The following is a 25,490-nucleotide window of genomic DNA, read 5'->3' on the forward strand; positions in this document are numbered from 1 at the left end:
CAATACTTTTATGCCCAGTCAAAGTAGAAATTTCTTTTCCTGTGGCGACATTCCACAATTTGATGATTGCGAGTGATATCACGTCCGGCTGATGACTTACGATATGTCCGCAGCGAGTGGAACGTAGACGCCGAAGAAAGCTGCGTATGCCCAGAGGGCACGCTACGCGCTTCGCTGCGGACAATTATTCAAACGGACTTAATGTCATATCTGTGGCTTCGGCGATCGCCTTCTCACTAAATTATCTAAAAATGTCTTCTTGATATTTCTGTGATGTTTGTAGTAACAAAAGCCAATTTGTCAAGATTTCTAATTGAGGCAGTTGCATACTCTATTCTTACTAGTAAGCATGTAACTAAGTTTACTTATTTCATGAATGAATTCTGTAGACTTATTGAAACTTCTTTTCTATTAGTTATTCACCTTAGTAATTGGTTTAACAAAACAGCACTGAAAGTTTATCTGAACTTCAAGAAGAAAAAATCTAAGTTTCGTTATGAAAGAGCTAAAGTTTTGTTAAGATGCAAATGCTAGTGTTCTATAGACGGAAAATGCCAATCACGGTGTGGAGAAATAAATAGGTACTAGCACTACATGAGTTCGGGTAGACAAAACAATGACTAGTTATATTTTTTTCGATGACGCCCTCCAAATGCTTGTAAACGCCTTCTTGGCTTCGATACTGCTACTTATGGTCATATCTTGCTTAGGTTTGGCAGTTATCGAAACAATGGAAAAAACAGGTATTCGCCTAGACACCAAACGACTTCACTAAGCTGAGTCTTTGTGTAGAGGCTATCAGCACAGGGGCTTTGGTAAGGTAAGGTTCCGCTCATTTAGAGTCAAATAGAGTCAAAAATTTATTCTTTGTCGAAAACCATTGAGTTCAAGTGTTCGCTAGCAAGAAATCTTGGGAACACTGAAATTATAGAAGTCTCACAGCGTTGCACAATGACGAACCAGTACGAGTGAGTGTATCGCGATTGAGACGCTAGCAATGGAGTAAAGTGTAATGGGTCTATTCGACAAAATGTTTGGTAGAGAAAGCCAAGTTCAAGAAGCACTCAGTCAAGCGGAAGCAATTGCTGCAATTGCTTTGGCTGCAACAGCCTCAGATGGAAACCTCTCTGATGAGCAGGCACGTGGTATTTTGTCAGTGCTGTCGAGTATGAAGCTTTTCAGATATTATTCCAACGATGAAATAAACAGGATGTTTGAGAAACTCCTGAATATTCTCAGGTGGGAAGGCATAAATGCTTTGTTTCATTCAGCCAAAGAATCCTTACCCTACGACTTGCGAGAAACAGCTTTTGCGATCGCCACCGATTTGGTTTTAGCCGATGGAGTCTCTCCTCAAGAAGAGCTTGAGTTTTTAAACGATTTGTCTCAAGATTTGGGAATCTCTGGTTATATCGCTATACAAATTGTGCAAGTGATGTTAGTTAAAAATCGGGGATAGCTCACCCCACGGGAAAGCCCTTACGGGTTCGGCACTTCCTTCAAGTCGGGGAACCCGGACGCCAGAACAAGCGTGAGGGAGACCCTCATCAAGTACTGGCTCCCCAACGGAGTGCCTCACCAGTTGCCTGCTTTGGGAAATCCTCAAAGCAGCACGCTTACTTAGCATATACTTTTTCACTGTTTTAAAGTTGTTTTGATTCTAAATTTCATAAAAATATATAAAAATATTAAATCTCTTAACTTTATATTGTCAGCAAATTTGGATGCTGTCGGGAAGGAGGATCCCCTACACCCTCACACCTTTACCCCCGCACCCGTTGCGCTTTCAAGGGCTGTCTTGTTGAATTTAAACGAGAAATTTTAGATTCCAAAAGCTCTAAGTGTTATGCTGTAAGGCATTTCACTTGCATACAACTAGGGGGTTAGACAACCTCCTAGTACTGATTTTCTTGGCGACTTCACTCTGAATTTTGAATCTTAAATTGCTTATGCCTTTCTCTGCCACCACTAGCCAACTGATTGAAGTTCTTTGTGCCAAAGCAGCAAACTTATCTGAAGCTGCCTTGGCAAATTTCAGCAGTGGAATCCAAACAGATTCCCGTATACTCAGCAGGGGTGAAGTATTCGTGGCTTTACGCGGTGAAAAGTTTGATGGACACGATTTTGTGCCAATGGCAATAGAAAAAGGTGCAATGGCTGCGATAGTTGATTTTGATTACGAGAATTGTGAATTTCCCGTCTTGCAAGTCAAAGACACGCTCGAAGCATATCAAAAAATTGGTAGGTGGTGGCGTGAGCAGTTTTCTATTCCAGTGATTGGGGTTACGGGTTCTGTAGGTAAAACCACAACCAAGGAACTTATTGCTGCTACTTTAGCAACAAAAGGAACAGTCCTTAAGACTCATGGAAATTACAATAACGAAATTGGAGTGCCAAAAACGCTCTTGCAATTGAGCGCAGAACATGATTTCGCCGTTATTGAAATGGCGATGCGGGGAAAGGGGCAAATTGCTGAACTCACACAAATAGCGCGTCCGACTATTGGTGTAATTACTAATGTGGGAACTGCGCACATTGAGTTACTAGGTTCAGAGGAGGCAATAGCCGAGGCAAAATGTGAGTTACTAGCCCAAATGCCTAAAGATGGTGTGGCAATCCTCAATTATGATAATCCGCTATTGATGGAAACAGCAGCGAGAGCCTGGCAAGGAAAAGTTTTGACTTATGGCTTTTCTGGTGGCGACATTCATGGGAATTTAATTGATAGTGACACGTTGGAAGTAACAGGAATGCAATTGCCTTTACCATTACCAGGACGACACAATGCAAGTAACTTTTTGGCAGCTTTAGCGGTGGCAAAGGTGCTGGGTATTGATTGGTCATGTTTGAAATCGGGTGTGAGGGTAGATATGCCGGGGGGGCGATCGCAACGTTTTACTTTGCTCAATGATGTGGTAATCTTAGATGAAACTTATAATGCTGCACCAGAAGCCATGCAAGCGGCGTTACATTTATTGGCAGAGACACCAGGAAAACGACGGATTGCTGTGTTGGGTGCAATGAAGGAATTGGGAGAGCGATCGCACCAGTTACATCAGCAAGTAGGAGAAACAGTACGAAAATTAAATTTAGATGCTTTATTAGTATTGGTGGATGGAGAAGATGCTTTAGCCATAGCCAAGAGTGCTGAAGGTATTTCTCAGATGTGCTTTGCAACTCATGCAGACTTAGTTGCCTCTTTAAAGACTTTTGTACAAGAAGGTGATAGGATTCTTTTTAAAGCAGCACATTCAGTGGGACTAGATAGAGTGGTGAATCAGTTCCGTACAGAACTTGCCAAATGAATTTTGTAGTTCTTAGCTCATGACTAATCGCGAATTGTGAATCGTGCAATTAGCAAGTAGCGATTAACAAATAATAATTACTAAGTGATGAACATTAATCTACCGCTAGAGACACAACGTCTTATTCTCAGGGATTTGACAAAATCAGATTGGCAAGGAGTGCATAACTACGCCTCTGATCCAGAAGTTGTTCGCTATCTACCTTTTGGTCCTAATACCGAAGAAGATACTAAGTCTTTTTTGCAAAAAGAAATTAAAGCGCAACGGCAACAACTCCGTCAGCATTTTACTTTAGCAATGACTTTAAAAGATGACAAACAATTCATTGGTACCTGTCGCATTTCCATAACAAATCCAGAAAAGCTAGAAGGTGATATTGGATACTGTATAGGTAAGGAATTTTGGGGTCAAGGATATGCAACTGAAGCTGCACGAAAACTCTTAAACTTTGGTTTCCAGCAACTCAATTTGCATCGGATTTTTGCAACGTCTGATCCGAAAAATACTCTCTCAATGCGAATTTTGGTAAAAATCGGGATGCGACAGGAGGGGTATTTGCGAGAGTATGAATGGGTTAAGGGTGAGTGGCGAGATTCGTTACTATATGCCATCCTTGAGCGTGAATGGATACAGATGCAAATTCGCGATGTCGAGTAAATAAAACACAAAAACCCGCCGAAGCGGGCTGACACACAACAAAACTATGAATTAGAACAAAAAAATCTTGACTTAGCTAAAATACTTCATTTCGGCTTCCAGTTGGCGAACTAAACTGTCGTCGCCTTTGGCTTTAGCTACTTCTAAGCGATGTTGTAAACTTCTGATGATATTGAGTTGATGTGTTTTCCGTGCCTTTTTTACGACTTCCACTCTGTCCTTAATCATTTTAATGATTTACCTATTGTGTCTCTATAAATGTCTACCTTTCCTAACATAACATATTTTTCGTAGCTTATGTTACAGAAAAAATAAAGTTAATATACATTAATCAACCAGAAACATATTGCATCCAGATGCATCCTCATTTGATGATCACTATGCTCAGCGATTTTGGCGATCGCGATATTTATGTCGGCGTGATGAAAGGAGTCATCTCCCAAATCAACCCAGAACTGAGAGTCATAGACTTGACGCACCAAATTCCGCCGCAAAACATTGCAGCGGCTAGGTTTTGCTTGATGAATGCTTACCCTTACTTTCCGGATGGGACAGTGCATTTGGCAGTCGTCGATCCGGGTGTAGGAGGAAGGCGACGGGCGATCGCAGTAGAATTTGCTAATGGGTTTCTGGTAGGACCAGATAACGGAATCTTTAGCGGATTATTGAGTCAAAATCCGGCGAACGCAGTTGTAGAATTGACAAACCCTGATTATTGGAGAACCCCTCAACCCAGCAGGACTTTTCACGGCAGGGATATCTTTGCACCAGTAGCTGCACACCTTGCGAGCGGAGTCCCCTTGACAGAACTGGGGAATCTTATTCATCGCGCAGCTTTGGTACAATTGGACATAGTAGAATGTATTTTAACAGAAACTGGTATTGTAGGTTCTATCCAATATATTGACCACTTTGGGAACTTAGTCACCAACATTCCAGGGAGTTACGTCCAAGGCAAAACCTGGTGTGTGAAAGCAGGTGGGTTAACAATGAGAGGATGTGAAACTTATGGTGATGTCGAAGTTGGGGATGCGATCGCCCATACGGGAGACTCACTCAGGGCGATCGCACTTGTTGAAAGTCACGGCTGGATAGAAATTGCGATCAATAGCGGTAACGCACAGTCACAGTTACACCTCCAGTTGGGAGATACAATAGAAGTTGCTTTTGAAAGCTAGCGGTTTTTCGTCAGCCGAGTTTGAGCCTCAGATGAAAATTTCTCAAACTTCAGCCAAGATAACACGCCAGCAAAGGTTCTTATTATAGAAATTGTAGGTAAAAGATTTTTTGGTTATCACGACCAACTCATTCAAATCCTAAATTTAAAACTGCTATGATTCAGCAAACAGTATCTGCACCAGAAGTTTATCAAGGTCAGTTTGGCGAATTTACGATCACTGAGGGCGATCGCACAGGCGTAATCATCTACCGCGCTGGGTTAATGGTAGCTGCAGTGAGTTTTGCCATAGCTAGCGCTTTGGTTTTGCTAAACAATAATCCAGATTTTAAACTACTCACACCTTTGTATGCCTTTTTCAGTCTCGCTCTTGGTGTCAGTTTACTAACCATTCACATATACATGGCATTTCTGCACCGAGTTTTACAAGTTTTTTGGGTTATTGGGAGTGTAACCTCACTGATACTGGCATTATCTAGCAGTGAACCTTTAGCTATAACCATTTACACTCAACCACTCACCTTGCTGGGAGTAGGCTTTATCTTTGCAGCCTTGACAGGGATTTACTTCAAAGAAGCATTTTGCTTTAATCGTTTTGAAACCAAAATACTCACACCCATGATTCCATCACTATTGCTGGGACATATGCTTGGTATTTTGCCAGTACAGGGAGAAAAGGTAATACTCGGACTGTGGGCAATTTTGTTTCTAGTGTTTGCCTTACGCAAGGCAGTACAAGCAATTCCTCCGGATATTGGAGATAAATCTGTGTTTGAATATCTGAAAGCAAATCATTCAGATAAGGTGTAATGCCTGCAAAAGTTTTTTACAAAAAGCAAAAATTCCCCAAAATTCGCTTACTCAAACGGCAACAAATGTGGACGCTTACCCTTCAAGGATGGGTGAGTTTGTTCGCAACTGCCGCTCTTTTTTTCGTTTTCACGATAACTCACATACATTCATTTCTGGCAGTCACTTCTCCCATCAAAGCGGATGCACTGGTTGTGGAAGGATGGGTAACAGACGAAGCACTTCAACAAGCGTTTACCGAATTTTGCAACGGTTCCTATCGCCAAATTTTTACAACAGGAATTCCGGTGGAAAGAGGGTTTTATCTCGCTGAATACAAGAATTATGCAGAAATTGCTGCAGCCACTCTCAAAAAACTGGGCGTCCCAAAAGAAAAACTAGTCGTTGTTCCTACACCTCACGTTATTAAGGATCGTACTCATGCATCTGCTGTGGCATTTCGTCAATGGCTATTAAATTCAAATGACCAGGTAGCATCAGTTAATCTGTTTACGAATGACGCCCATGCCCGTAGAAGCTGGTTGATATACAAACAAGTCCTTGCTCCCGTCAAAGTGGGTGTGATTGCTGCGAACACATCAAATTATGATCCAAAGAGATGGTGGGTTTCAAGCGAAGGTGTGCGAACAGTCATTTCTGAAATGATTGCTTTTATTTATGCGCTGTTTGTAAATTGGAAAGCTTGAAGAAAATGTAATTTTATAATCACTTTCTTTTACCTACAAAAATTGCAATACTGAGAAACTGGAACCTTGAAGTCACAAGAGCATCTGTTTTTATTTGTGAGAATTGAAAGCTACAGATCCCCGACAACTTTGGCGAAGTCGGGGATCAAGTTTGCTCACGTAAGCGCAAGCCAGGGGCGAACGGGCAATAGCCAAAAAGCGCTTGGGTGAGGTTTTGCGCTTTTCCCCTATTTGAGTAAGTTTCAACCAGCAGGTAAAGATAACCTTCTAGACTGAGTTAAGTTACTCTCTTGAACGTTCTCCACTTCTGGTGATGCCAACAATTGCCGAATCAACCTTGCTACAGCTTTCTGTGCTAACTGGTTGGCGAGTTGTTGACTTAAACGCTGCACTCCTGGATTGAACAATAACTGAGTAATTTGAGGTGCGAGTTGTGTTGCGTCAAAACCACGGGTTTGTTGGAGAATATTCAAAATACGTTTGATATGCTCCAAGGTTTGTTGTTGTTCGACACTCGCAGCAGGAGTTTCATTGACTGCTGTTATCCCAACTCTTTCGCGCAGTAAGTAAGTAAAGTTATGCAAAACATTTTTTGTTAAAGCATCAAGTCCTTTAACAATTTCATCCACCAGTTTCTCGCGAATAAAAGCGCCGCGTTCGGAAGACAAAAAGTCTAGTGCTTGATTTGTGACTAAGTTAAAGTCATAGTCTTGACTATTACGAGCATTACGTAATAAATTTTCTAAACGATTCCAGCGAAATCTATTTTCTTTAAACAGCAAATCCTGCAAAGATGCTCTTAATTCCGGCGCTGGATCGGTTAACAGACGTTTAGCAACATAAGGATAAGCTTCGCTGAGGACTTTGAAGTTAGGATCAATATAGATAGCAATTCCTTCCAAAGTTACCAATGAACGAATAATCAAAGCGTAGTATGGTGGTACGCGGAAGGGATATTCATACATTAAAGCTGAGAGATCATCGGTGATGCTTTTGATGTTTAACTCAGCAACACTGGCTCCTTGAGCATCAGCAAATACGTTGGCAAAAGCTGGAATAATTGGTGTTAAATCTGTCTCTGGAGATAAGAAATCTAACTTGACGTAGTCTTTTGCCAAGCCGTCAAAATCGCGGTTGACAACATGGACGATCGCCTCAATCAAACCATAGCGCTGCTGGGGCATAATCTCGCTCATCATCCCAAAGTCAAGATAAGCCAATTGCCCGTCAAATGTCGCTAATAAATTACCTGGGTGAGGATCAGCATGGAAAAATCCATGTTCCAGCAGCTGGCGTAGCGAACACTGCACACCGACTTCTATCAAATAACGAGCATTTATACCTAAATTCCGAAGTTCTTCTGTCTCAGTTAATTTAACACCATCAATCCACTCCATCGTCAAAACACGACGATTGGTGTATTCCCAATAAATTTTTGGCACATAGACATCTTTCATGTGACCATAAAGCTGGTAGAAACGCTCGGCGTTTTCTCCTTCGTGAATGTAGTCCATCTCTTCAAAGATGCGATCGCCTAATTCATCAAGAATACCAACAAGGTCACTCCGCACCCGTTTAAATGTTTTCTTCGCCCATGCAGCGAGTTTGCGTAAAAGATACAAATCAATGGTAATACTTTCTCTCAAGTCTGGACGTTGGACTTTAACAGCGACTTGTTCACCAGATTTGAGCTTACCTTTATAAACTTGACCTAAGGAAGCAGCAGCAATTGGTTCACTAGAAAGTTCAAGGTAAATCTCCTCGGGAGGTAATCCTAACTCTTCTTCTATAAAGCGATAAGCAATTTCATTAGGAAAAGCTGGTAACTTGTCTTGCAATCGAGTCAGTTCTTCCAAATAGATAGGAGGAACCAAATCCGGTCGAGTGGATAAAGCTTGTCCAATTTTGATGTAAGCTGGTCCCAGTTTGGTCAACAATTCTCGTAGCGCGACTGCTCGCCTTAGGTCATTTTTAACAACAACTCCCCGCTTGCTATCCCACCACAACCCCACAGCAAAGGTCACAGTTGATGTCAAAACTGTGATAATGCGTCGGAAAACTTGCAGAGGTCTTTTTTTGTAGTGCGCCGAAATCTCCTGGGGATTGTAAGCTATTGCTTCAGAGTGAGTTTTTCTAGTGACCAGCACTTGGGTTTCTTGGGTTCCCTCTGAAGCTTGTAAGTTAACAACTTGGACAAGCGCACGATTTTCTCTTACTTGTTCAGTATTCAACAGTTCCGGTGGGTTGGAGGTTACGCGACTGTCTTCTATGAATTGGGAAGTTGGGAGAGTTGTCTTAGCATTCATGTAGCCATACCACAGCATCTGAGTCGTTTTGTTAATTATTGTAACAAGAGCTTGTACAAAAATGTAATTTTTATTAAGAAACGGAAGATAGTGAGAAATTCATAAACTGCAACCTCTCACTTAGGATCTATTTCTCAATTCACAGAACTCTATCGTCAGCACAATTTACACTTCATGAACTAAACTAAATTTGGTACACTTCAATTAGTCGTACTAGTCCGATGGTATGAGATATTGCTAACTGCTTAAATCAGTGAACAGTGAACAGTGAACAGTGACCAGTGACCAGTGAACAGTGAACAGTGACCACTGACCAGTGACCAGTGAACAGTGAACAGTGAACAGTGAAACTGATACTGGGCTTCCTTAATAATTGCTAACTGCTAACCGTTCATTTATAGTTTCCCACAAATGAAAAGAATCCGGCGTCTGCCCTCATGGAGAATTTGATTGAATGTTGTCTCTATTGCAAATAGAAAATTTTGCCCTGATTGACCAATTAGAACTGGAATTTGGGACTGGACTCAATGTTTTGACAGGGGAAACCGGAGCGGGAAAGTCGATTATTTTAGATGCGATTGATGCTGTATTGGGTGGTAAAGTCTCCAGCCGTGTGATTCGCAGTGGTACAACTCGGGCAATGATAGAAGCGACGTTTAGCTCCAATTCAGCATTAACCGCTTGGTTGAGCGAACAAGAAATAGATTTAATCGAAGATAATTTCATAATTATTAGCCGAGAAATTGCAGCGACCTCAAGTAATATTCGCAGTCGATCGCGCGTTAATGGAGTGTTGGTTAATCGAGCGTTGATGTCCGGACTCAGAGAACGCTTGGTGGAAATCACCGCTCAAGGGCAAACTGTACAAGTGGGACAATCTGCTCAAGTCCGCGAGTGGTTGGATATGTACGGTGGTGATTCCCTGATGCAGCAGCGACAGCTTGTCGCCGCCAATTTTTTAGAGTATCAAAAAGCACGATTATCATTAGAAAAACGCCGGACATCGGAACGCGATCGCCTACAACAACTCGACTTACTCACATATCAAGTACAGGAACTCACAGCCGCTAATCTCAGTGAACCTGATGAATTAGAAAAACTTTTACAAGAACGAGAACGTCTCAATCATGTCGTCGATTTACAACAGATGAGTTACAAAGTTTACCAAGCTTTGTACCAAAATGATGCTGAAACTCCAGCAGCAGGAGACTTGCTCGGAGACAGTGAGATAACATTGAGCGACATGGTAGAATATGATACGCAACTGCAACCGCTGTTGGAAATGGTTAGAGATGCTCAAGCAACCTTGGCAGAAGTAGGGCGACAAATTAATACCTATGGGGAAAATCTGGAAGCAGATCCGCAGCGCTTAGAGGAAGTAGAAGAGCGTATTCAGGAATTAAAGCAAATTTGTCGTAAGTACGGTTCGACTCTGACTGAAGCGATCGCTTATTACCAACGCATCCAAGGAGAATTGGCTGAACTTAATAATAGCGACCAATCAATCGAAAGTTTAGAACAACAAGAAAATCTTTGTTGGGAAAAGCTGACTCAAGCTTGTCAGAAGTTAACTCTGCTGCGGCGTACCACTGCGGCTGTTCTAGAAGCAGAACTCATCAGGGAACTCAAACCTTTGGCTATGGAAAAGGTACAGTTTCAAGTTGAGATTGTACCAACTTCCCCAACCGCAGCGGGAGCAGATAAAATAACCTTTTTGTTTAGTCCGAACCCAGGAGAACCCCTGCAACCCTTAACACAAATTGCTTCCGGGGGTGAAATGAGTCGTTTTTTATTGGCGCTCAAAACTTGTTTTTCTCAAGCTGATGAGAATGCGACACTGATATTTGATGAAATTGACGTTGGGGTTTCTGGACGTGTCGCACAGTCTATTGCGGAAAAATTGCATCAGTTAGGTGAAAGCTCTCAAGTATTATGTGTGACACACCAGCCTTTGGTTGCAGCAATGGCAGATCGACATTTCCGAGTCGATAAGCAAGTCATTACTTCCGCTGAAGGTCACAAAACAAACAACGGACATCCGGAACAACGTACTGTTGTGCGAGTCACAAGCCTGGATAATTTAAAAAAGCGTCGAGAAGAACTAGCACAGTTAGCTGGTGGGAAATCGGCGCAGGAGGCGATCGCATTTGCTGAGTCTTTGTTGACGCAAGCAGCGCACCACCGACAAAAAAGTTAATCTGAGGCAGTGCAGTTAATTGCTGGACGCCAAGAACCATAAGACATGAGTATTATTTTTTGCAGACACAAACTGTTTGCCTTGCAGCGATATATCTCCCCAATCTCTAAAAGTCGTTCATCTTTGAGTTTTTGACGCTCGTTGACCGGTACTATACCGTTTCGGACTTTTCCTAAAGGAACTGTCGTTAATACAGGTTTAAAAGTAGAAAAGGGAAGGAATTTCCCTATAGGATTCACATCTAAGGTTGACGTTACCTGTGCTCTTTGTCATGCAACCCTTTCAGATAAGAGTGAACGCCTTGCGGGAGTACCTAATGGCGAACTTGCTATTCCTCTGTTGGTTGCCTTGTCACCAAATACAGCAGCAGGGTTTGCAAGGTTGAACTTCAACCCTCTAGATCCACAATACAAAGGCAATGGTAAGACTATTTTGGACAGTAAAAATAACCTTGTAGAACTACCCGATCCAAATAAGTTTGAACAAGCTTTCGACGATGCCGTATTAGATGTGCCTTTTGGTAACTTTGAAAGTTCTCCAGATAGCATCAACAACACCACCCAAATTCCCAGTGCCTTCACATTTAAGAATCATCCTTATTTAGCTGACGGACAGTTTGCCGTAGGTCCGTTTGCTGGACTGAGTGCTATCAACAACGCTGTTCATTCTTCAGAAATCAATCTGTTGGCAGCATCTCAACTGAGTGCAGCAACTCTTAACATTGACCCAGAAGTTTATATTGGTACATTTCTTCAGAATGCTGTCGATCCAAACCTACGTTTACCGGAAGGAAATCCAGTAAAACCCTCGGAGTGGCTGCGTCAGGTTGCGCCGAATGTGACACAAGCAGAGTTAGAAGATCAAGTCCCTGCCCCCGGTACGGGAAGTCCTCCAAACTTGCGACCCAGCTTGGTTACATACAACGGTTTGGTTTTCAGCCCGAATACTGGAAATCCGGATGATGTTGCCAGTGGAACTTTCCTATTTGCTAACAATGCCATGTCTGCTTTCCAAAATAGCTTGGTACCACCTGCCAATCGCACTCCTGAAAACAGGCAAGCGTTGAATACAGGTTCTGTTAGGCGTGGGGCAAAAGTGTTTGCACAAGCCAAATGCGCAACTTGTCACATTGCACCCTTTTTCACTGACAACAAAATTCATCCGATTGAGGAAATTGGTACAAATTCAGCTCGTGCTAAGTCTCGCCTTAAACTAAATGACTTGTTAGTACCACCTCAACTCTACACCTTTAACACAGCCGTTCCTATAACTAGTAACGCCGAAGTGCTAGATGTGCCAACGGATGGCATCTCCGATAGTCCCACGACTCTACCTAAAGGTATATTACCGAATGGTGGTTACAAAACGACTTCCTTACTTGGTTTGTCTTTCAGCGCACCATATTTGCACGATGGTGGTGTAGCAGTGCGGGCAGGAGGTCTGAGGGTTAACGAAAATGGTAGTTTTACTGTTGTTGATCCCAGTGGATTAGGGCTAACAGGTACTCTCAGCCAAGGTTTACCTGCCGATCCTGCTAGCAGCTTGCGTGCCTTGGTTGATCGTGACCTTCGCGCCCTAGTTGTGACAGCAAACAAAGCTTACCCCCCTCTAGTGCGTAGTAACCTTGATGGCACAGGTCACGATTTCTACGTAGATAGGCAAGCTGGGTTTAATCCAAACCAGCAAACAGATTTGATTAATTTCTTACTGGCACTAGATGACAAGCCTGGTAACTTTTAATATTGACATTGGGTGTAACTACAGTTGTTTGGTGCACCCAAGGTCTTATCGGCTGCAATATTGCTTTGAGCCAGTGCAGATTGTTTAGACTCTATTTTGTTGCGACGGCAACTTTCTGTAGTAATGTCATAGGTCCAACGTCTTTGAGAATCTGCATTTGTTGCTCGTTTCGTACGAAAAGCGAACCTGCAAATCCTAATGAGTTGACAGCAATGGATTCAAAAGATTCATGCGATAGCGTTTGCGTAGCGCCCCCTATGCCTGCGGCACGGCTACGCCTATCGGGGCTAGCGCTGCTGCTTTCAGCAGATCGCGGTACAATCAACATCCATTCCCTTGTCGCCAGAAGATTATAAGCACCAGATTGTTTTCCACTGTTTTCTAAACCGACAGCGTGTAGCAGAGTGCGGTACTGCGAGAGTGTGACTTCAGCCGCTTTCAATGGAGATTGTACCGAAAGAGGATCTAGCTTTGTAAAGGCGTGTACAAAAGGAAGTTGTGGTATAGTGGCAACACAGTCTTGAAATTCAGCGAATGCGAACAGAGGTTCTACTGGTATTTGCAACCCATTGGGTATGAGTGGAAGTGGAACCAGTTGCAAATGCTTGTGTCGCTGACTAGCACCTGCAATTTTGCCCGCATTGTAAAAGACTAAACCATCAAACTCAGCTAGACACGCCCACATTGCTGCAAAATCTTGCAGAGTGAGTAGAGTTTCCTGTTCCTCAAAAGCACGAGTAATAAGCAGCAGGTGATAGTCAGTAACGTTAAATTTGTTTAAGATACATACGTGAGTTTGAGAAATTTCTGCAACAAACAAATCCTCCTCGTAAGGAAGAAAAGGATTAAATTCTTGACCGGAGGAAGTTTGTGTTTGTTGTTTTTGCTTAACAGCTTCTTTGCGAACCAGGTTAGATAAGACTCGCACTAAGAAACGAACACCATCTTGTTCTATGAACTCAAATTCTGTTGGTATTGTCAGCAACGCCCCACATTGTAGAGCGTACTCAGTCTGTTCTTTGACACGTTTCCACAAAGTGCCTGGTTTCAGTAAAATTTCTTCATGTATAGTTTGTTTTTCTTCTGGCATGATAGCGCGAATAGAGAGTGTGAAAAATAACTTATGTATTAATTTTTAAAAACCGTTGCAACAAACCAATGACAACCTCAGGTCTTTCCAAATGGGGTAATACTCCTGCATCTGGGATTGTATGAAAATCACGAATTGCATTGGTATTTAACTTTCTCAAACGCTGTCCTAGCTGAACACTGGTAAATTGTGCCTCCTCACCCCACAATATTACTGTAGGAATAGTCAGTTGTTGAATATACAAACTCAAGTCAAAATAAAGGTTACCTTGTAAAAATGCCAAGGCTGCAAATTTAGCATTAGGCTGTTTTGCAGAGGCTAAGAAAGCTTGTACCATTTCTTGAGAAACTCGTTCTGGTTTGGCAAACAAAAAACTTTGTAAAAAGTTGCGTACCGCCAGTTCATTTTTAGCGCCAATAGTATAAATGAAATCGTCCAAGAGTGGTGTGTTGATGAGTCCAAGTGGAAGTCTGCGTCCTACACCTTGCCCAAAATCATCAAATCCAGAGGGACACACCAGAAACAGGGCTTGAAATAAAAAAGGGTGAGTAATAGCGAGGCGAATTATCAAACCAGCTGTTAATGAAGACGCAATCACCGTTACTGGTGGACGACAAGTATGTCTAATAAATTCTGCAATACTCGTCAAATAATCGTTAATTTGGTAATCTCGCACAGGATGTGCAGATTCACCCCAACCGATTAAGTCCGGCGCTATGATCTCGTGCGTAACTGCAAAAGCAGGGTAAACTTTAGACCATTCATAAGCACAAGCCCCGCCACCAAAGTTATGGAGAAAAACTAGGGGAGGTAAATTTTCTCTCTCAGCAATCAACCAAGGTGCAGTCGTTTGGGTGTAGTAAGTCATAAACCCAACAGAGGTATGAACGACTTTTTGTCCAAAGCCAGGGGGTTGAAACTGGAGCATAGTTTGCTACCCTCGTGAATATGTGTTTCTAGTGGCAAAGTTAAAGCGTGGTGGCGTATAGGTCAAGGTTGCTGCCTACAAATCAAATAATTGTGGCGTGTCACTTTTGTACTTGCCATTTTTTTGCTGTATACTCCCAATGCTTTAATAATATCAATATTGATGTCATGAGTTATTAATTTTTCAGGTGTATATACATAAATTGGGAACCTAAGCAATCGTACTATACTGGAGTTTAGACTACAAAAAAGATTTTAGCGTTTAGCTCTCGAAATTAGTCTCAAGTCCAGCATCAAACCAAGTGCGCCAAAAGTGAGAAATCAGTAGATGGCGCACGCCCCCAATCACTATTCGTTGAATTTATGGATTTATCATTTCCAGGGTCTACTACAGAGAACCAATCTCCGCTATTTGCACCTCTGACACCTGTATTCTCGGATAATGTACTTGACGTGCTTGGTGTTAGCACTTTCCATAAAAGCCCTAGTGCTATATTTACGGTGAACAGTACGGCAGATGTGGTGGACGATAGCGATGGCGTGACGACTCTGCGTGAAGCTATTAATCAAGCTAATGCTGATGATGGTCAAGATTTAATTGTGTTTGAGCGATCGCTCTTTTCCAATGCGCAGACGATTACCTTGAGCTTGGGAGAACTAGACATCACTCATAACTTGGATATTATCGCCCCAAGGGATTTGTTAACAGGTGGGAACTTGGTGACAGTGAGTGGCAATAATGCTTCGCGGGTATTTGAGATTGAGACGGGAGCATCGGTGAATCTCTCTGGGTTGATTATAGCCGATGGCAGTGTGACGGGTGATAACGGTGCTGGGATCAAGAACTCTGGTAATCTGACTCTAGATAACAGCATTGTTCGCAATAACTCTGCTTTTAGCATACTCGTACCCGCGTACAAAAGCTATACCCTCTCTGCTGGTCTTGGCGGCGGCATCTATAATTACCGTGGCAACCTTGAGGTGAACAACAGTACCATCATCGGTAACTCGGCACGTGATGGCGGCGGCATCTATAACGAACTTGGTATTAGTACGGTGAACAACAGTACCATCAACGGTAACTCGGCAAAGTATAACGGCGGTGGCATCACAAACTACGGCACTGGTACAGTGAACAACAGCACAATCACCGGCAATTCAGCAGGTGCCAGCGGCGGTGGCATCCGCACCAGCAACAGCATAGTGATGTTCAGCAAAACCGGTGAGCAATTGAACAGAACCAGCATGGTCGTTAGTAACAGCACCATCACCGGTAACTCGGCAAAGGCTAGTGACGGCGGTGGCATCTGTAACCAATTTGGTGACACTACCTTAACGGTAAGTAACAGCACCATCAACGGTAACTCTGCAGGTGGCAAAGGCGGCGGCATCTATAACGATAACGACTTTGGTAGTGGTAACAGTAACAGTAACAATACGGTGAGCAACAGTACCATCAACGGTAACTCGGCAGGTGATAAAGGCGGCGGCATCTATAACGGTGGACCAGGAACTCTTGAGAAAGATAACACCAGCATTACGGTGAACAACAGCACCGTCAGCGGCAATACCGCAGGTAATAACGGCGGCGGTATCTATAACAATCACGCCCTGACGCTGCTGTTCAGTACTATCACCCTCAACCAAGCTGCTGATGGCGGAGGCGTCTTCAATAGTCTTTATCCTACTCCTTATACTACTACTATTCCTACAGGAGTAGCAACTGTGCACAACACGATTATTGCTGCAAACACCCCCACTGCCAAGGGTGTTAACCGCGATGTGGCAGGTCCCTTCACAAGCAATGGTTACAACCTGATTGGCGACAGCACGGGCAGTACCGGATTTGGATCTACAGGAGACATAGTAGGCACTAGTGACAACCCAATTGACCCCCGCTTAGCTGTGTTGGACTTCAATGGTGGTTCTACAGCAACCCATGCTCTCTTCCCAGATAGTCCAGCAATTGATGCTGCCGATCCTACCGTGCTGGATACTGACCCTACAACCGACCAACGCGGGAAACCTCGTGTAAGTAGTAGTACCGATATTGGGGCATTTGAATTTGCCTGATTATGGCAATTGAGCGCTCTTTTAATTCACAATCTTAATATTTAAACTATTGTACAAAAATTCACAGTCCTCAAAGTATACTGAGGACTGCTTTTATTTAGATGAAAAACAGAAACACCCTGATATCTAGCCTTTGACTATTTAATGACTAGCAACGACCAAAGCGGGGCGGCTTTGATCCCATCATTATAGGAATGGGCTTTTGCGCCGTTGTTTTGTCAAAAATCAGTCTATATGGTGGTGAACTGATGAAGAATCATCGTCATAATGATTCTGCAACAGAACAAGCGAAGATATGAATCGTGACTAACAACAATCGCTCTCAATGGGATTTAGGCAGATTCATCCAAACCCTCACCTATTTTGAGGTCATCCCTTTTGTAAACTGGGTACAGGATTTGATCCAAGGTCGTCCTAATAGTAGCCAAAATATACCTGATGGAGCAAAACAAGTGGGTGTGATACTAGTAGCAGGTGCGACGGGTGGAGTTGGTCAGCGAGTGGTCAAACGACTGCTGGAACAAGGTTATAAAGTGCGTGCACTCGTGCGAGATATCGACAAAGCACGGTCAATTCTCAGTGACAAGGTTGAATTAGTCGTTGCAGATATTACCAAACCAGAAACTTTAACTCCCCTAGTTATGGCTAATATCCAAGCGGTGATATGCTGCACCGCCGTACGCGTGCAACCAGTAGAAGGAGATACGCCAGAACGCGCCAAATACTATCAGGGCATCAAATTTTATCAACCAGAAATTGTTGGCGATACTCCTGAAAATGTAGAATACCAAGGTGTGAAAAACTTGGTAGAAGCTGCTGCTAAATATCTGCCCAAAGCAGGGGAAAAACTATTATTTGATTTCACCAAACCATCAACAGAATTAAAGAATACCTGGGGTGCGGTGGATGATGTTGTGATGGGTGGCGTGAGTCAAAGTCAAATCCAGTTGGTGGAAGAAACAGCTTTGTTTGCTGGTAATGTCTCAACTGCGAACTCGGGAGGCTTTGCTTCTGTAAGAACGAAAAATTTCGCGCCTCCCTTCAATCTCTCTGGTTACGAAGGTGTAGAATTGCGCTTAAGAGGTGATGGTAAGCGTTATAAATTTCTTTTGCGTACAGAAACACAATGGGATGGTGTTGCCTACAGTTACTCTTTTAATACAGAAGCTAATACCTGGATAGATGTTCGCATTCCCTTTGCCCAGATGATTGCGGTATTTCGTGCCAAAAGTCTGAAAGATTCTCCGCAAATTGATCAAAGCAAAATTTGCTCTTTTCAACTGATGCTGAGCAAGTTTGAATATGATGGTGAGTTAAATCCCCAATTTTCTCCTGGTGGTTTTGCTTTGGAAGTGGAATCAATGAAAGCTTATGGTGGGGTAAATTTACCACAGTTTGTCTTAGTCAGTTCAGCGGGTGTGACTCGTCCTGGTCGTCCTGGAATCAATTTAGATGAAGAACCGCCAGCAGTCAAATTAAATGACCAGTTAGGAGGAATTTTAACATGGAAGTTGAAAGGAGAAGATAGTTTAAGAGAAAGTGGAATTCCTTACACGATTATTAGACCATGTGCGCTGACTGAGGAAGCAGGAGGTAAGGAGTTTATTTTAGAACAAGGTGACAATATCAGAGGAAAAATCAGCCGCGAGGATGTGGCTAAGCTTTGTGTGGAAGCGCTACAACAAACGAAAGCGTCTAACGTTACGTTTGAGGTGAAACAGGGAGAAAATACTGCTAGTTATATTGATTGGCAAAGGTTATTTTCTCAACTGCAACCAAACTGAGGGTAGAGTGTGTGAGGTACTTCATGTAAGCAACTTTGGATAAGTTTTACGGAGTAGCAAAGTCATGAAACGTATTGGGCTGATGGCATTAGCCCTATTTTTGCCTATTGTACTTTGGGGCACAGTCTTTTCAAACACCGCCTTATCTCAGCAAATAGAATCTCGCTTCTACAACCTAGAAGCAGATTTTAATCGTTTGGAGTCGCGGGTTAATCGCATTGAGGCGCAGTTAAATCAAAGTGGGCGATCCTCGCCTTCTGGTAGCGCAACGATTACACCATCTCCACGTTCTGGAAGAACTGTGTCGCCGCAAGAACGAGAGAAGATGTTTGATAGACTTGCAACTTTGGTGGTAGAACTCAAGCAGCAGGTTAATGCACTAGAAGGGCGAGTTGCTAAATTAGAGAAACGCTAGTGCAAGGAGTCAGAAGTCAGAAGTCAGGAGAGAAAAATACTTACACAATCAGAGTTATAAGCTCTTCCTAACTGTCTAGTTATTTCTGCCGCGCTGCGCTAGGTTGTTGTAGCGTTGGTACTTGGAATGGAAAATCAGATTGATAGACCAAATTCTTTATGCATGAGAACTGCATAAGTTGATTTTGCTGCCAACTATTAATTTTGTACAGGGGAAGGAAAGAACCTTCACCTTCAAAACAACTTTAATCCAGGAGAATTATGTCTACTCAAACTCAACCTATTCTGAAAAAAGGTAGCCAAGGTCCAGAAGTCACCCGTCTGCAAAAGTTGCTGAATCAGGCTGACCGCAAAAAAAACTTCGGAAATCCTCCTCCTCTAAAAGAGGACGGAGATTTTGGAGGTAATACTGAGACTGCTGTTAAGAACTTCCAAAAATTTTATGGATTAACTATCGATGGAGTTGTTGGTTCTAAGACCTGGGCGAAATTGACCGAAGTAGCAAGTTAGTGTTTTAGCTTTGCGTCGGATTTAGAAGTTATTACCCCCGTCTGTTTCTTACCTCAAGGCGATCGCCTACCCTCAATCCGCTGTTTGGCAGAGAGTTTGCAAGTTAATAAACTCACAATCATTGAAGCTTATAACGTTCTAGAAGCCGATGGTGTTGTGTGTGCGCGTCAAGGTTCAGGATATTTTGTCAATAGTGTCTCTGTTCCTTCTGCTAACCTAAAATCAACATTTGCCCCCGCACAAAATGTCATAATTCCAAAACAAGGAGGAAGTTGCTTTTTTGATATGTACACGGCTGGGGTGCACGCACAATCTCAACCGGGGATAATTAACTTTAGTCTTGGTTTTCCTCATCCACCAAAAGATATAGATTTAATTGCTAGACGAGCGCTCAAACAAGCACCTGATAGCTTATTTCAATACGATTTGCCTCAAGGACAACTGACTCTGCGCAGGCAAATTGCTCAGATGTTGATTCAACAAGGAATGGAGATATCGGCAGATAATTTGATTATTACCAATGGCTCTGAACAAGGGCTATCATTGGCATTGCAACATCACATACAACCAGGTGACTGGGTGATTGTTGAGAGTCCTACATATTTTGGGGCGATTACCTTCGGTAGAGCTTCGCTTAACGCCATCCTAGAAAAATTAAAAGCCAAAATTATAGGCATTCCCATGACTGCGGAGGGGATGAACCTTGAGTTATTAGAGCAATATCTCAAAAGTCATCGCCCAAAATTAATTTATACCATCAGTACCTTACATAACCCTACAGGGATAACGACAACTCAAGCACATCGCCAAGAATTACTCTCTTTAGCCGAAAAATACGAGTGTCCGATTTTAGAAGATAATGCTTATGAAGGACTATGTTTTGAAACGGTACCACCACCAATCAAAGCTTTCGACAAACAAGATTTGGTGACTTATGTAAACACTTTTTCTAAAACTTTGATGCCTGGTTTACGAGTCGGTTATATGGTAGTGACAGGCAAACATTATCAAGAAATACTTGAGCAGAAATTGCTCCATGATTTTCATACATCCACCATTTCCCAAGCAATAGTCAGCGAGTACCTAGCATCAGGACATCTCCGCCGTCACCTCAAGCAAATGCGTGCAGAACTTCTTCAAAGCCGTAATCTTATGCTTCAAGCCTTGGAGTGTTACTTTCCCGAAGAAGCACGGTGGACTGTTCCAAATGGTGGATTATTTCTTTGGGTGCAATTACCTGAGAATATTCCTACTAAGACAATTCGCATCGAAGCTTTATCTCAAAATGTCTTAGTTGCTTGTGGTTCGGCGTTTTTCCCAGACAAGAAAGGTTATCCAGCAATGCGGTTGAGTTATTGTCTCACACCAGAGGAGATCGAAAAAGGTATTTCTATATTGGGTAAATTGTTGAAAAAATATCTTTACAAAGGGTGTGAGAGGATATCTAATAATCATCAAACACTTGTTCACAGCATTTAGATAAGCTAATATTTTGTATTCCTGTTTAACATATCTGAGTGATAATTCATCCAGAAGATAGATGGAGTGATTAAGCAAAACTATCTCTTGGAGAGAAGAAATGACATTCCTATACTTCCTAAAATGTTGGCAGTGTTAAATACGGAGTTTTAGTTATGTCTTATCCAGAAAACGAAAAATCTCAAGAACAAAGCACTGACGCTTCCGGCGGTTATCAAACCACTATTGACGAAGAAACCCGCAAGACCGGGGCTGCTACTGAAGTTGGTGCTAAAGAGTCTGCAAAACCAGAATCTGGTACCAGCGACCAATTTGTTGAGGGCGCTCCTAATCAGGGAACCGAAAAGCGTTAAGTTTCAATTCAATTGAAACTTGTCGTATTCACAAAATCACAGGTGGAATTGTGTGAAGCAGGCTGCACTTTTTCCACCTATTTTTTGTTATACCTGACTATTTGATATCACACTCGCACTAATTCAACCGTGAAATCAAGTGTTCGCCAACGCGCAACGCATTAGCCATAATCGTCAGCGCAGGACTCACACCGGAACTAGACGGGAAGAAACTGCTATCTACAATGTAGAGATTATCTACATCATGGGTGCGACAATTGAGGTCGAGAACAGATGTTGTCGGATCTTCTCCAAAGCGACAAGTCCCACTCTGATGCGCCACAACTCGAATAGGCGTATTGCTATAAGGATAAATGCTTAACGGGAATACCGCACTTTTTGTAGTTTTGTCTATAGCTTTCAACACCTCTGTCCAATGATAAATCAGACGGTCATGAGCCTCGAAATTATTGGGCGTGTAATCCAGATGCAGCTTGGAACCTTGCACCCGCACTCTATTGTTGGGGTCAGGCAAATCTTCTGTTTGCAACCACCAACCTATTGTACGTGTTGCCAACTGCTGTAGTCCAAATCCTGGTATTAATCTTGATAGAAGAGACAACAAAGGCGGTGCTTCAGCAGGAATCATATCTTGAAGAATATTACCTGTATTTTGGATATGACCCATTGGATATTCAAAATCTGAGTCTCCCCAGTAAAAATCGTGGACGCAAATCGTCTTTTGGAACACAGCAGGATTGGGTGTAGCAGTGAGTTGGACGACTGCTGAGAGTAGGTGTTTCATGAAATTGCGTCCCACCTGATCTGAACTATTTGCTAGTCCAGTGGGGTGTTTTTCATTTGCCGATCGCAACAACAAAGCCGCTGAGTTCACAGCACCACACGCCAAGACTACAATATCACCGAAAAATAGATAAGATTGACCACCAATTTCCGCTTCAACAGCTTGCACTTCTCGACCAGACGGACTAGTGTGTAAACACACAACTTTCGCGTCAGTTTTTAGTGTAACGTTAGGAAACTCTAAAGCAGGGACAACTCCTGATACCTCAGCATCAGCTTTACCATCAATCTTACAGGGAAAGCCATCACAAGTTTTACACCGGACACAAAGACTCTCATTAACATCACTTTCATTCAGCCTCAAGCCCAAAGGCAGATATCCTGGATGCAGCCCTTGATTAGAGATAGCATCACAAATTTGCTGCATCCGAGGTTCGTGGCTTATTGGAGGATAAGGATAATCTTCACTCCTATGAGGCTCTGTTGGATCGTCTCCTTGTTTACCATGAACAAAGTACAGCTTTTCTGCTTCTGTGTAGTAAGGTTCAAAGTCTTGGTATTTTAGAGACCATTCTGGAGAGATACCGTCTTGATGTTGAACCTTCTCAAAATCCTTTTCTCGCATCCGCAACAAAGCCGCACCATAAACCTTGGTGTTCCCTCCTACCCAATAGTTGGTTTGGGGACGAAAAGGCTCTCCAGAAATATCGTACCACTGTTCACGAGTGTGATAGCGTCCTTTTCCAAAAACCTCTCCGGCATTCCAATTATCATTTTCTTTGGGTAAGAAATTGCCTCTCTCCAGGACAAGAATTTTCTTACCTGTTGGTGCAAGTTTGTGTAATAATGTACCTCCACCTGCACCTGTACCGACGATAATCAAGTCATAGTGTTGGTCATCAATAATCATAGGATTTCTCCTCTTTTAAGGCTGTAGATAAACAAGTAAAACCCAAATTTGACAACTTCAAAAAATGATTGCTCAACCTTCCTTCACTGCCAGATATAAATGAGAACAAACAAAATAATCCAAATCACATCAACAAAGTGCCAAAACAATGATGTCGCATTCACACCAAAGTGACTTGAATCATAATTACCCGGAATGAACGAGCGAGCAAAAATTATCATTTGTAAAATGATTCCAGTCAGAACGTGCAAACCGTGAAAACCAGTCAACAAGTAGAACGTCCCACCAAAAACACCACTGGTAAAGCCAAAAGCAAGATGATTCCATTCAATCGCCTGTCCAACAAGGAAGTAAGTTCCCATTGCCATTGTTGTTAGAAGAAACAGACGAAATTGATTTAAATTGTGACGTACTAAGGCACGTTCTGCGAGATAAATCACAAAGCTACTGGCAACAAGAACTACCGTATTAATAGCAGGGTCTTTAACTTCTAATCCAGAAACACCAGGCGGTAACCAGTCGGGTGTTGTTGTTTTATAGACAATATATCCGGCGAAAAAACTTAAGAAAATGACACTTTCTGAAAGTAAGAACACAATAAAGCCGAACATTTTATTGCCTTCTTCATCGTGGGTATGCTCATGAGAAGGTTCTTGTATCTGTTCTGGAATTATGGAACTGTCCATTGATTAAATTCTCCTTGACTTGACGGCTGATTATTTGTACTTATTCGTTGGCATAATTGTAGAATTGTAGGTTGGGTTAAGCGGAGCACAACCCAACAAAACTTTCGGTTGGTGTTGGGTTTCGTTCCAAGGGCCCAACCTACTTACTTGTTATTCACGTATGCGCTTTGCGCACGCCCAGAGGGCTAACGCGCAGCGTGCCCGCAGGGCTTATGATTTAGCATTGCTATGTGAACAAGCAACAGTCATCACCAGAAATACGTTCATTTCTGTCAATCTACGATTTGTGATTATGAACTTGACCAGCCGCAGCGACTAATGGTTCAGATTTCCCATAACCATATGGTTCAGAAATTATCACAGGAATTTCTTCAAAATTCTCTACAGGTGGTGGTGAAGAAACCAGCCACTCTAGTCCAATTGCCCGCCAAGGATTTTTAGGAGCCTGCTTTCCATGCATCCAGGAAGCTATCATATTCAAAATGAAAGGTAAAGTAGACATCCCTAGTAAAAACGCTCCAATACTGGCAACAATATTCCAAAATGTATACTCAGGAGCGTAGGAAGAAACGCGACGCAACATTCCTTGTAATCCTAATGGATGCATTGGGAAAAAGTTAAGATTGGTGCCAATAAATGCCAGCCAAAAGTGCAACTGACCCCAGCCCTCGTTGTACATACGTCCAGTCATTTTGGGGAACCAGTGATATATGGCAGCAAACATTCCCATTGTGACCGTACCGTAGAGCACGTAGTGGAAATGACCCACCACATAGTATGTATTGTTGACGTGAACATCAATTGGAACAGAAGAGAGTGTAATGCCAGTTATTCCTGCAAACACGAACAATATTAATCCACCTAACGCGAATAGCATCGGCGTATTTAGCCGCAACTTACCTCCCCAGATAGTTGCAACCCAAGCAAATACTTTAATACCTGTAGGCACAGAAACGAACATTGTCGAGAGCATGAAAATCATCCGCATCCAGCCCGGAGTCCCACTCACATACAGATGGTGTACCCAAACTAAAGCACTGACTCCAGCAATCAAGAGTGATGAAATTGCAACGACTTTGTAACCAAACAGAGGTTTACGAGCATACACAGGAAAGATTTCTGAAAAAATCCCGAAAACGGGCAGAATGATGACGTAAACCGCAGGGTGAGAATAGAACCAGAAAAAGTGTTGGAAAAGAACTGCGTTACCTCCTTTTGCAGGGTCAAAAAAGCTCGTTCCAACTGTTAAGTCAAACAGAAGCATAACTGCGCCTGCAGTTAAGGCAGGGAGTCCAAAGAGTTGGATAATCTGGGCGCTAAAGACTGCCCAGACAAACAGAGGCATCCGGAAGAATGTCATGCCAGGTGCACGCATCTTGACAATAGTTGTCACAAAGTTGACTGCTCCCATAATCGAGGAAACCCCCGATATTGCCACAGCCAAAAGCCAGACAAATTGACCATTTATCAATTGACCTGAGGGGTTTTGCAAACTGACGGGAGGGTAGGACCACCAGCCTGCTTGTGCTGGGCCACCTGGGACAAAGAAACTCGCCATCAGCAAAATTCCGGCTATGGGAACCATCCAGAAGGCAACGGCATT

At 42.7% G+C, this 25,490-nt stretch carries 22 protein-coding genes; 15 read left to right on the plus strand and 7 right to left on the minus strand.

All coding sequences use genetic code 11. From position 1 onward, the window contains the following. Positions 1-616 precede the first annotated feature (616 nt). The 4 genes from DP116_RS06085 to DP116_RS06100 all read left to right on the plus strand — a co-directional run bounded on the left by DP116_RS06085 (position 617) and on the right by DP116_RS06100 (position 3,962). Positions 617-775 carry a hypothetical protein gene (locus DP116_RS06085; RefSeq protein WP_169154323.1) on the plus strand — a complete coding sequence of 53 codons (159 nt, stop codon included), beginning with the start codon at positions 617-619 and terminating at the stop codon, positions 773-775. A gap of 237 nt (positions 776-1,012) precedes the next feature. Further along, the gene (locus DP116_RS06090; protein WP_169154324.1) at positions 1,013-1,459 is read left to right on the plus strand and encodes a tellurite resistance TerB family protein; all 447 of its coding nucleotides are present in this window, start codon (positions 1,013-1,015) and stop codon (positions 1,457-1,459) included. A gap of 490 nt (positions 1,460-1,949) precedes the next feature. Further along, positions 1,950-3,305: a UDP-N-acetylmuramoyl-tripeptide--D-alanyl-D-alanine ligase gene (locus DP116_RS06095; RefSeq protein ID WP_169154325.1), complete on the plus strand. Its 1,356-nt coding sequence runs from the start codon at positions 1,950-1,952 to the stop codon at positions 3,303-3,305. An 87-nt stretch (positions 3,306-3,392) separates the two neighbouring features. Further along, on the plus strand, positions 3,393-3,962 hold the full coding sequence (locus DP116_RS06100) for a GNAT family N-acetyltransferase (protein ID WP_211173111.1): 570 nt from the start codon (positions 3,393-3,395) through the stop codon (positions 3,960-3,962). Between the two features lie 72 nt (positions 3,963-4,034). Here DP116_RS06100 and pirA read toward each other — a convergent pair whose 3' ends face one another. Beyond that, positions 4,035-4,190: an arginine synthesis PII-interacting regulator PirA gene (pirA, locus tag DP116_RS06105; RefSeq protein ID WP_169154327.1), complete on the minus strand. Its 156-nt coding sequence runs from the start codon at positions 4,188-4,190 to the stop codon at positions 4,035-4,037. Between the two features lie 143 nt (positions 4,191-4,333). Here pirA and DP116_RS06110 point away from each other — a divergent pair, with 143 nt between their 5' ends. The 3 genes from DP116_RS06110 (at position 4,334) to DP116_RS06120 (ending at position 6,635) form a co-directional block, all read left to right on the plus strand. After that, entirely contained in the window at positions 4,334-5,140 is an 807-nt protein-coding gene (locus DP116_RS06110; RefSeq protein ID WP_169154348.1) for an SAM hydrolase/SAM-dependent halogenase family protein, read from the plus strand. Between the two features lie 155 nt (positions 5,141-5,295). Further along, complete coding sequence (locus DP116_RS06115) at positions 5,296-5,949, plus strand: DUF2301 domain-containing membrane protein (RefSeq protein ID WP_169154328.1); 654 nt, start codon at positions 5,296-5,298, stop codon at positions 5,947-5,949. Beyond that, positions 5,949-6,635 (plus strand): YdcF family protein, encoded by a 687-nt coding sequence (locus tag DP116_RS06120; protein WP_169154329.1) that lies wholly within the window; start codon positions 5,949-5,951, stop codon positions 6,633-6,635. Before DP116_RS06115 ends, DP116_RS06120 begins: the two co-directional genes overlap by 1 nt. Before the next feature lie 242 nt (positions 6,636-6,877). On the opposite strand, the gene DP116_RS06125 is transcribed toward DP116_RS06120, so the two are convergent. Then, entirely contained in the window at positions 6,878-8,941 is a 2,064-nt protein-coding gene (locus DP116_RS06125; protein ID WP_169154330.1) for an ABC1 kinase family protein, read from the minus strand. 454 nt (positions 8,942-9,395) lie between these two features. Between DP116_RS06125 and recN the strand changes: the two genes are divergently transcribed. Beyond that, the gene (gene recN, locus DP116_RS06130) at positions 9,396-11,138 is read left to right on the plus strand and encodes a DNA repair protein RecN (RefSeq protein WP_169154331.1); all 1,743 of its coding nucleotides are present in this window, start codon (positions 9,396-9,398) and stop codon (positions 11,136-11,138) included. A 141-nt stretch (positions 11,139-11,279) separates the two neighbouring features. After that, entirely contained in the window at positions 11,280-12,878 is a 1,599-nt protein-coding gene (locus DP116_RS06135; RefSeq protein ID WP_246275508.1) for a di-heme oxidoredictase family protein, read from the plus strand. A gap of 91 nt (positions 12,879-12,969) precedes the next feature. Here DP116_RS06135 and DP116_RS06140 read toward each other — a convergent pair whose 3' ends face one another. Both DP116_RS06140 and DP116_RS06145 read right to left on the minus strand, forming a co-directional pair. After that, positions 12,970-13,968: an ATP adenylyltransferase family protein gene (locus DP116_RS06140; RefSeq protein WP_169154332.1), complete on the minus strand. Its 999-nt coding sequence runs from the start codon at positions 13,966-13,968 to the stop codon at positions 12,970-12,972. Between the two features lie 31 nt (positions 13,969-13,999). Continuing rightward, positions 14,000-14,896 carry an alpha/beta fold hydrolase gene (locus DP116_RS06145; RefSeq protein ID WP_169154333.1) on the minus strand — a complete coding sequence of 299 codons (897 nt, stop codon included), beginning with the start codon at positions 14,894-14,896 and terminating at the stop codon, positions 14,000-14,002. Positions 14,897-15,258: 362 nt separating this feature from the next. Here DP116_RS06145 and DP116_RS06150 point away from each other — a divergent pair, with 362 nt between their 5' ends. The 6 genes from DP116_RS06150 to DP116_RS06175 all read left to right on the plus strand — a co-directional run bounded on the left by DP116_RS06150 (position 15,259) and on the right by DP116_RS06175 (position 21,508). Continuing rightward, positions 15,259-16,968 carry a CSLREA domain-containing protein gene (locus tag DP116_RS06150; RefSeq protein WP_169154334.1) on the plus strand — a complete coding sequence of 570 codons (1,710 nt, stop codon included), beginning with the start codon at positions 15,259-15,261 and terminating at the stop codon, positions 16,966-16,968. A gap of 302 nt (positions 16,969-17,270) precedes the next feature. Then, a complete protein-coding gene (locus tag DP116_RS06155) occupies positions 17,271-18,752 on the plus strand; it encodes a CIA30 family protein (protein WP_169154335.1) in 1,482 nt (493 codons plus the stop codon). A gap of 64 nt (positions 18,753-18,816) precedes the next feature. Then, a complete protein-coding gene (locus tag DP116_RS06160) occupies positions 18,817-19,167 on the plus strand; it encodes a hypothetical protein (protein WP_169154336.1) in 351 nt (116 codons plus the stop codon). Positions 19,168-19,427: 260 nt separating this feature from the next. After that, positions 19,428-19,676 (plus strand): peptidoglycan-binding domain-containing protein, encoded by a 249-nt coding sequence (locus DP116_RS06165; RefSeq protein ID WP_169154337.1) that lies wholly within the window; start codon positions 19,428-19,430, stop codon positions 19,674-19,676. Positions 19,677-19,706: 30 nt separating this feature from the next. Continuing rightward, a complete protein-coding gene (locus DP116_RS06170; protein ID WP_169154349.1) occupies positions 19,707-21,155 on the plus strand; it encodes an aminotransferase class I/II-fold pyridoxal phosphate-dependent enzyme in 1,449 nt (482 codons plus the stop codon). A gap of 155 nt (positions 21,156-21,310) precedes the next feature. Beyond that, positions 21,311-21,508: a hypothetical protein gene (locus tag DP116_RS06175; protein WP_169154338.1), complete on the plus strand. Its 198-nt coding sequence runs from the start codon at positions 21,311-21,313 to the stop codon at positions 21,506-21,508. Positions 21,509-21,626: 118 nt separating this feature from the next. Here the strand turns inward: DP116_RS06175 and DP116_RS06180 are convergent, their stop codons facing one another. The 3 genes from DP116_RS06180 to DP116_RS06190 form a co-directional block, all read right to left on the minus strand. After that, positions 21,627-23,201: a GMC oxidoreductase gene (locus DP116_RS06180; protein WP_169154339.1), complete on the minus strand. Its 1,575-nt coding sequence runs from the start codon at positions 23,199-23,201 to the stop codon at positions 21,627-21,629. Positions 23,202-23,284: 83 nt separating this feature from the next. Next, positions 23,285-23,887: a cytochrome c oxidase subunit 3 gene (locus tag DP116_RS06185; RefSeq protein ID WP_169154340.1), complete on the minus strand. Its 603-nt coding sequence runs from the start codon at positions 23,885-23,887 to the stop codon at positions 23,285-23,287. Positions 23,888-24,164: 277 nt separating this feature from the next. Continuing rightward, a partial coding sequence (locus DP116_RS06190; RefSeq protein ID WP_246275509.1) for a cytochrome c oxidase subunit I occupies positions 24,165-25,490 on the minus strand: 1,326 nt, incomplete at its 5' end.

Source organism: Brasilonema bromeliae SPC951, from assembly GCF_012912135.1.
Lineage (GTDB): Bacteria > Cyanobacteriota > Cyanobacteriia > Cyanobacteriales > Nostocaceae > Brasilonema > Brasilonema bromeliae.